Here is an 8068-nt window from a genome sequence, read left to right as displayed (position 1 = left end):
CAGCCTTTGTTTATGGAACTTCGGATACTTTCAGCAATCTTGCGGCCGGAACTTATACCATAAATGTAAGGGACGCGATAGGATGCGAAATCGTATTATCGAACATCACCGTAACACAGCCAGCTTCAGCGCTTTCTGCAACGGTAAACGGAACGCCAGAAACCTGCCTTGGAAATAATGACGGAACAATAACCATTACGCCTTCTGGAGGAACGGCTCCATATTTTACTAGCCTCAATTCCAACAACGCTGCAGATTTTGTACAGGATCTTTTCGTCTACCAGAATTTGAACGGAGGACAGACCTACACTGTATATGTGAAGGATGCCAACGGATGTTCTATAACACCGCTGACTTTTACCATAAATCGAGGTGTAGACATTCGACCTACAGCAACCGTAGTAACGAACTGTACGAATAATGTCCCTGGAAACACGGTAACCATAAACGTAAATCCAGCGGTCGCAGGACAGGTACAATATTCACTAGACGGAATAACCTATGGCACTTCAAATACCTTTACCAACCTGGCGCCTGGAAACTATACCGCTTACGTTCAGCATCAGAATACCTGTACGAAAACGGCTCCTTTCACAATCAATACTATAGTGCCTGTTACAGCAACTGCTAATGTGACGGCTAACGTTCTATGCTTCGGACAATCGACAGGAAGTATTCAAGTTACAGCATCAGGAGGAACAGGAATATTCCAATATGCAATTTCTCCGGCTTATACCTATATTTCATCAAGCACTTTCAACAATCTTGCTGCTGGAACTTATTCGATAAAAGTAAAAGACCAAAACGGTTGCGAAGTTACGCTTACGAATATTACAGTAACACAGCCTGCCGCTGCACTTACGGCTATCGTAAACGGAACACCAGAAACCTGCGACGGATCGGATGATGGAACAATAACGATAATCCCTTCTGGAGGAACGGCTCCGTATTTCACGAGTCTTAATTCAAACAATCCTGCCAACTTCACGCCGACGTTGACCTATACCGGATTGATTGGAGGAAGACAGTATACTGTGTATGTAAAAGATGCCAACGGATGTCTAATGGCTCCTGCAGTATTCCGCATAAACGAAGGCTTAAACTTACAGCCGACTGTAGCTGTAACGACGAATTGTGACAACAATATACCTGGAAATACCGTAACTGTTTCAGTAAATCCGGCGGTTGTAAACGACGTACAGTATTCATTAGACGGAATTACATATGTGACATCAAACACCTTCAGCAATTTGGCACCTGGAAACCATACTGTTTATGTCAAGCATACCAACGGATGTACTAAAACTGCCTCTTTCAGAATCAACCCAGTGGTGCCAATTACGGCAACGGCAACAGCAGTTAATGCAACCTGCAACGGACTTGCGAACGGAAGAATTACCATAACAGCTTCTGGCGGAACAGGACCTTTACAATATGGAATTTCTCCTGACTTTGTCCTTTCTTCTAGCAACGTATTCCAGAATATTGCGGCAGGAAATTATTTTGTAAGAGCTGTTGATTCTAAAGGATGTTACAGAGAAGTCGCTATTGCAGTAACCGAGCCAAATGCTTTGCAGGCAACAGCAATAGATGTACTTCAAGAAATCTGCGTAGATGACAATAATGGCGCTATTGAGATTTCGGTAAGCGGAGGAACAGCACCTTATTCTACGAGTCTTACAGAAAACGGTACTTATGTACGAGGTGAATTTTTATACGAGAACTTAGACGGAGGACAGACCTATACCATCTATGTAAAAGATGCAAAAGGCTGTACTACTTCTGTTCAAGTGACCTTAGATGCTCCAGTTGACATTGATGCTGACGAAACTATCGTTTACAACTGCGGCGAAAACACAGTTACAATCCTAATCAACCCAAGTGTGGCCAACGCAGTAACTTATTCGTTGGATGGAGGAACACCTCAGACTGGAAACATCTTTACAAATCTTCCTAATGGAAGCCATACTGTGGAGGTAGTTCATGCTTCTGCGTGTACAGATACCGTTTCTTTTAGCATCAACAATGGAATACCGCTGACAGTAACATTAGCAGAAACAGGGCTTAACCAAATTACCGCGACAGCTTCTGGAGGAACAGGGAATTATACCTATACTTTCAACGGCTATGACAACGGAAGGAATAATGTATATGTATTCTTCCAATCGGGTACTTATGAAGTTGTAGTGACCGACAGCAGCGGCTGCGAAGCCAGAGCTGTTATCAATGTAATATTTACAGATATTACGATTCCAAACGTAACCACTCCGAATGACGACGGCGACAACGACACTTGGTCGCCAGGCAATACTCAAAACTATCCGAACATTACGACCGATATCTTTGACCGATACGGAAGGAAACTCGCATCGTTGCGACAAGGCCAATCGTGGGACGGAAGATACAACGGAACCGAAATGCCTTCTGGAGATTACTGGTACCTCATCAAGCTCGGAAATCCGAATGATAACAGAGAATTTGTCGGAAACTTCACTATTTACAGATAAAAAAAGAAAAGTCGTTTCTGCTACTATTTGGCAGAAACGGCTTCAATTAAAGTGCCCCAAAAACAAACACAAAATGAAAAAAATATACTATCTTCTGCTGATTTTCTTGTCTATGCACAGCCTGCATTCTCAAGAATTGTCGATACCTACCTTCACTCAATATTTGGCAGATAATCCATTTGTGATTTCTCCTGCTTATGCCGGAATCGGAGACAATGTGAAGATTAGGATGAACGGACTGACCCAATGGGTCGGAATCAAAGATGCGCCAGACATGCAGTCTTTGGCTGGCGACATGAGAATCTCGGACAATTCAGGAATCGGAGTATTTCTTTATAATGACAAAAACGGAAACACAAGGCAATATGGAGGCAAATTTTCTTTTGCCCATCACCTTATCTTGGACAAATATTACGACCAGTTCTTATCCTTCGGTATTTCGTACAACTTGAACCAATTCCGACTTGAAATCGAAAATTTTAATGTCCCAGATATGGCTGTCCGTGATGATCGTTCCGTTGTCAACCATAACTTTGATGTGGCCGTATTGTACCGATTCCAAGATTTTTACTTCAGTTTTAATGCCAGCAATATCTTGGATAAAAATCTAGATAAATTCAACATCAATGAACCTGGAAAACTTCGAAATTATCAATTTTATACCGGTTACATTTTTAGAGAAAACAGAAACAGCGACTTCGAAGTAGAGCCTTCTGCCTATGTCCAATATTTTGAAAGCGACGGACGTTCTTCCACAGACTTGAACGTAAAACTGCGCTGGAAAGACAGCGAAGACTACTATTGGGCTGGGATAAGCTACCGTTTCCTAAACGACCAGATGTTAGAGCCTGTCAACATAGGACCTATGGCAGGATTGAAAAAATCTAATTTTTATTTCGCCTATTCCTATCAGCTTACCACAAATGAGCTATTGGCCTATAACAGCGGTACTCACATGATTACTTTGGGTCTTGATATTTTCCAAGGTGTCAGCAATTGTGCTTGTACTTTCTAAAAATCTTATAACTTTTTACAGAACGCGGGCAATTGACCCGCGTTTCTTTTTTGATTATCTTAGCTAATCACAGTAATCGCCAGTTCTTAAATTTAGTATCCGCCTTCAAAAACTAACGCCACTAATAGTTTTTAGAAATGGATGTTTTCTCAAAAGAAAAACGAAGCAAGATAATGCGGGCCATAAAAGGCAAAGACACCAAAGAAGAAAGACTTTTGGCGAAAGCACTTTGGCACCGCGGGCACCGATATAGGAAACACGACAAAACTATTTTTGGAACTCCTGACCTTTCTTTCAAAAAGTATAAAATCGCAATATTTGTCGATGGAGAATTCTTTCATGGCAAAGACTGGGAAACCATAAAACATCGGCTCGACACCAACAAAGAATATTGGGTGGCAAAAATTGAAAAAAATAGAGACCGTGATAAAATCGTTAATGAATACCTAGCTTCTAAAGGCTGGCTTGTGCTTCGGTTTTGGAGCAAGGACGTAAAAAGAAAGATTTATACAACCGTCCGGACCATAGAAAAAGAAATAGAAAGCGTCCACAAAAAAATTCATTATCGCGATTTTTAAATTATTTCAAACTTAAAATTATAACGTTTTCGTAAATTATACCTATGTTTTTATAGGGCATAATTTTATATTTTAATATAATTTTATACTTTTACCTATATAAAAATAGGGTATAACTATAAAATAATAGAAATGAAAATAGAAAAACGTTGGATTGCTTCTTTTATCATTATCACCGTTGTTGCCCTCATCGGATTAGTCTATGAACCCAAAACTGACTTTCCTGCTTCCGATTTCGGAAGTACAAACGCTATAATCCCTGCTGATGTAGCATGGCTTCTGACAGCTTCCTGTCTTGTCCTTCTGATGACTCCAGGGCTTTCCTTTTTCTATGGAGGAATGGTAGGCAAGAAAAACGTAATCTCAACAATGCTAAAAAGCTTTATCTGCCTAGGAGTCATTAGCCTATTATGGGTAGTCGTTGGATTTAGCCTTTCTTTCGGAGACTCTATTGGCTTTGTAATTGATGGAAAACACTATGGGATTATAGGAAATCCTGCTACTTTTTCTTTTTTCGACAATGTCGGAGAACATCCCCATCTCAAAATGGCCTCCACTATTCCCTTTATACTGTTTGCCCTTTTCCAAATGAAATTTGCAGTAATCACGCCCGCTATAATTACAGGATCTCTTGCGGAACGAATCCGTTTTATCTCCTTTCTCATGTTTATTTGTTTGTTTACTTTGTTTATCTACACGCCGCTCTGCCACATGGTCTGGCATCCGAACGGCCTGCTAGGAAGTTATTTCGGAGTTAAGGATTTCGCAGGAGGCACTGTAGTTCATATGAGCGCTGGTTTTGCTGCCATAGCAGGAGTACTTGTTTTAGGGAAACGCAAGAATAGCGAACACATTCCCGCCAATATTCCGTTTGTCCTTTTAGGAACAGGAATGCTATGGTTCGGATGGTTTGGCTTCAACGCAGGATCGGCTCTTGCCGCAAATGCAACCGCGGCCATGGCCTTCGCAACAACAACAATTGCCTCAGCCTCAGCCATGCTTACTTGGGTGTTTTTCGACAGAATCAATGGAAGAAAAGTTTCAGCCATGGGAGCCTGCATCGGAGCAGTAGTCGGACTGGTCGCTATTACGCCAGCAGCGGGGTACATCTCTATTCCGAAAAGTATCTTCTTCGGATTCTTGGCCGCAATTATATCCAACAAAATGCTTTATTGGAAAAAGCTAAAACAGATTGACGATACCCTCGATGTTTTCGCCTGTCATGGAGTTGGCGGCATAACCGGAATGGTGCTCACGGCTATATTTGCACAGGGAGAAAATGCAAGCCTGCTTCACGGCGGATGGAATGTCTTTGCCCACCACATCATGGCATTGGTATTGGTTTCTAGCTTTACCTTTTTTGGGTCTTATTTCCTGTTTCGATTCACCAATTTATTTATCCCGCTTCGCGTATCCGAAGAATCGGAAATTATAGGATTGGATCTTTCCCAACATGATGAACAGCTAGGACACTCGTGACCTATTAGTAATTTTGTTATCTTTAAAGAAAAAATTACAGATGAAAAAAATTACGCTTATCATTATCCTGACGCTAACTGTAGCAACTTACGGCCAAAAGAAAGCTGATGCTGAAAAAGAAAAAATCACAAAAATGCTAGACAACTGGCATGCCGCAGCAGCCAATGCAGACTACAAAAACTATTTTGACCAACTGACCGAGAATTCGATTTTTATCGGGACAGATGCTACAGAAAACTGGAACAAAAAAGAATTCGAAGCGTTCTCCAAACCTTATTTTGACAAAGGTCAGGCATGGAATTTCAAAGCTTTAGAAAGAAACATTTATTTCAGCGACGATAAAAAACTGGCTTGGTTTGACGAACTTTTGGACACCGAGATGAAAATCTGTCGTGGCTCTGGAGTTGTGGTAAAAGTCAATGGCGAATGGAAAATTAGACATTATGTGCTCTCGATGACCATTCCAAATGACATTTCAAATGAAGTAATCAAAATTAAAGAACCGATAGAAAATCCGCTTATCGATAAATTAAAAAAGCAATAAGCCTTTTTTAATTAAACTTAAAAAAGAAACCCGAGAACAAATAGCTCTCGGGTTTCTTTTTATTCTGATAAATGTTCCAGCATATCTTTAGTCATACTTTCCAAGTCAAATTCATGCTTCCAGCCCCAATCTTTTCTGGCATACGAATCATCAATGCTTGATGGCCAGCTGTCGGCAATCTTCTGCCTGAAATCAGGCGCATACGAAATCGAAAATTCTGGAATATGTTTTTTGATCTCGGCAGCAATCTCTTCTGGGGTAAAGCTGATTCCTGCTAAATTATACGAAGAACGGATCTTGATACTTTCTTTCGGAGCTTCCATAATGCTTATCGTGGCACGGATTGCATCGTCCATATACATCATCGGAAGCTTAGTTTCTTCAGACAAAAAGCATTCGTATTTTCCGTCGCTCAAAGCTTTGTGATAGATATCCACAGCATAATCAGTAGTACCGCCGCCTGGAGGAGTCGACCAGCTGATCAAGCCTGGATAACGGATGCTTCGGATGTCCACGCCAAAAATGTTGTGATAGTATTCGCACCATCTTTCACCTGACTGCTTGCTGATGCCATATACTGTTGAAGGCTCCATAATCGTATATTGAGGCGTATCTTCTTTTGGCGTCGTCGGTCCGAAAACGGCAATACTCGATGGCCAGAATATTTTTTTGATCTTTCCGGCTTTAGCCAGATTCAATACGTGGAAAAGCGAATTCATATTCAAGTCCCACGCAAAAGCAGGATTTTTTTCAGCTGTAGCAGAAAGTAATGCTGCCATCAAATACACATCTTCAATTTCATATTTCTCAATTATAGTCTCAATTTGGTTGAAATCTAAAGCATTTACAACTTCAAACGGACCAGAGTTTACAAATTCAGGACTTCCTTTTCGAACGTCCGAAGCGATTACTGCATCCTTGCCATATTGGCTTCGAAGTTTTTTTGTCAATTCAGTTCCTATTTGGCCACAAGCCCCTATAATTAAGATTTTTGCATGCATTCTTCCAGATTTTTGTTGGACAAAGATAACGATTTCGAAAAACAAAATTTACTTTGGCTCGTTGGATTTAGGAAGAGAATCTGAAAGATTTGTGATTTTTCCGTTGGATAAATTCAGATTTCATAATTTATTCTTTATAATCGCCTCATTCACTAACAATTATTCAGTTGCCAATAAGGACAAATTTTAATGAACTTTTATGAATATCAGCCTTATTGCCTTCGTTTTCTTATGCAATTGTTTGCTAACTTTGCATTTCAAAAATATTTCGATGAAGATTTATTCCTATATCATATTGGTGCTTTTTTGCTTTCTTGTTTCCTGCAAAGATGACGAGGCCGCTAGACTTGAAGCCAATGCAAAAGACTCCAAAAAAAATGAGCAGATTTTTGCCTCTATAGACAAATCGTGGAATTTCAATACTCCGTCGATGAATCCTTCTGTTGCAAACATCATCGAGAATTGGGATGAATGGCGTCTTTTCATGACCGAGCTGAACCAAAAGCCAAAAAGCTCTATTGGAGCGTTCCAACAAAAGGCAAAAACATTATCGAAAAGAGTCATAGACCTCAACAATCACATTCCTGCTGTCTTTGACAAACCAGAAGTAAGAAGCCGTATCATGACGCTGGCTACAAAAGTAAGATCGTTAGATTTATACATAAACCTGAGCCATATTCAAGAACAAAAAGTAATAAAGCTCATTCCTGAAATCAATGAAGAACTTGCCTCGCTTACATCACAGATGGATGAAATCGTAAAGAAAAGCCAGATCCGTCTTGAAGAAGGGGAAGCAGAAATGCTTCAATCGCTAGGAAAAGATTCATTAAAAACACCCCAGCCGCCTTCCGAACAGCCAAAGCCAAGCAACACCACACAACAAGGAGGAATTATCCCGCACCATAATCCAAAACAAAAAAGTCAATAGCACATTTGAAACCGCA

7 protein-coding genes are annotated in these 8068 nt (G+C 40.5%); 6 read left to right on the top strand and 1 reads right to left on the bottom strand.

Translation table 11 applies throughout. The annotated features are described in order from the left end of the window. The 5 genes from CLV94_RS17045 to CLV94_RS07720 all read left to right on the top strand — a co-directional run. Positions 1-2507, top strand: a 2507-nt coding sequence (locus tag CLV94_RS17045; protein WP_170148763.1) for a T9SS type B sorting domain-containing protein, incomplete at its 5' end; no start/stop codon positions are given. Positions 2508-2580: 73 nt separating this feature from the next. After that, entirely contained in the window at positions 2581-3522 is a 942-nt protein-coding gene (locus CLV94_RS07735; RefSeq protein ID WP_121376265.1) for a PorP/SprF family type IX secretion system membrane protein, read from the top strand. 137 nt (positions 3523-3659) lie between these two features. Further along, positions 3660-4100, top strand: coding sequence for a very short patch repair endonuclease (locus tag CLV94_RS07730; RefSeq protein ID WP_121375828.1), 441 nt, complete (start codon positions 3660-3662; stop codon positions 4098-4100). A gap of 132 nt (positions 4101-4232) precedes the next feature. Next, positions 4233-5579 (top strand): ammonium transporter, encoded by a 1347-nt coding sequence (locus CLV94_RS07725; RefSeq protein WP_121375827.1) that lies wholly within the window; start codon positions 4233-4235, stop codon positions 5577-5579. Positions 5580-5619: 40 nt separating this feature from the next. Beyond that, complete coding sequence (locus tag CLV94_RS07720) at positions 5620-6123, top strand: nuclear transport factor 2 family protein (RefSeq protein ID WP_121375826.1); 504 nt, start codon at positions 5620-5622, stop codon at positions 6121-6123. Between the two features lie 59 nt (positions 6124-6182). On the opposite strand, the gene CLV94_RS07715 is transcribed toward CLV94_RS07720, so the two are convergent. Further along, positions 6183-7124, bottom strand: coding sequence for an L-threonine 3-dehydrogenase (locus tag CLV94_RS07715; protein ID WP_121375825.1), 942 nt, complete (start codon positions 7122-7124; stop codon positions 6183-6185). 271 nt (positions 7125-7395) lie between these two features. Here CLV94_RS07715 and CLV94_RS07710 point away from each other — a divergent pair, with 271 nt between their 5' ends. Next, positions 7396-8052 (top strand): hypothetical protein, encoded by a 657-nt coding sequence (locus CLV94_RS07710; protein WP_121375824.1) that lies wholly within the window; start codon positions 7396-7398, stop codon positions 8050-8052. Positions 8053-8068: the final 16 nt, after the last annotated feature.

It is taken from the genome of Flavobacterium endophyticum, assembly GCF_003634455.1.
GTDB lineage: Bacteria > Bacteroidota > Bacteroidia > Flavobacteriales > Flavobacteriaceae > Flavobacterium > Flavobacterium endophyticum.
This window is presented reverse-complemented; position numbering and strand designations above follow the sequence as displayed.